Below are 490 nucleotides of genomic sequence, written 5' to 3'. Positions count from 1 at the left end.
GCTCGGGCTCATCGTGAGCGACTCCACGCCCAGCATGTGGCAAGAGACGATCGCCGCCGTTTCGCCTCGGGACACGAGGCCTGATCCTCATGCCGAGGCTCTCGTCGAGGCGCGAAGGATCACCGCCGAGACTGCCACGCTTCCCTATCGGGGCGAGCGCGACCTCCGCTACTTGCTCATGACCCTCGCCGCGCTCAACGGCCACTCGGAACTCGCGGCAGTAATTGACAACCTCGACGACGAAGAGACATGCCCGCGCTACGCAGCACATCTCTGGGGAGCGGGCGGGGGCGCCGACAGCTGATTCGTCCGCGCAGGCCGCACTCGTGTTCGTCGTGCGAGCCGCCGATGGCAGCGTCACGTTGCGCGGTGAGCTCGGGCCTATCCAGGCGTACTAGAGAGACGAGAGAGACGCGCCACGCCCATGAGCGTCTGACTAACTGAATGAATGTAGAGAGAGCGCGTGGAGTGGAGCGGTGGGGGCGCACTC

The 490-nt window shown here is 65.7% G+C and carries 1 protein-coding gene; it reads left to right on the top strand.

Annotated features, from left to right (window positions below; genetic code table 11):
- On the top strand, positions 1-304 hold a 304-nt coding region (locus tag AC1DYG_RS19440), incomplete at its 5' end, for a hypothetical protein (RefSeq protein ID WP_477641496.1).
- Positions 305-490 lie beyond the last annotated feature (186 nt).

The organism is Pedococcus sp. P1_H8 (assembly GCF_056405175.1).
This window is presented reverse-complemented; position numbering and strand designations above follow the sequence as displayed.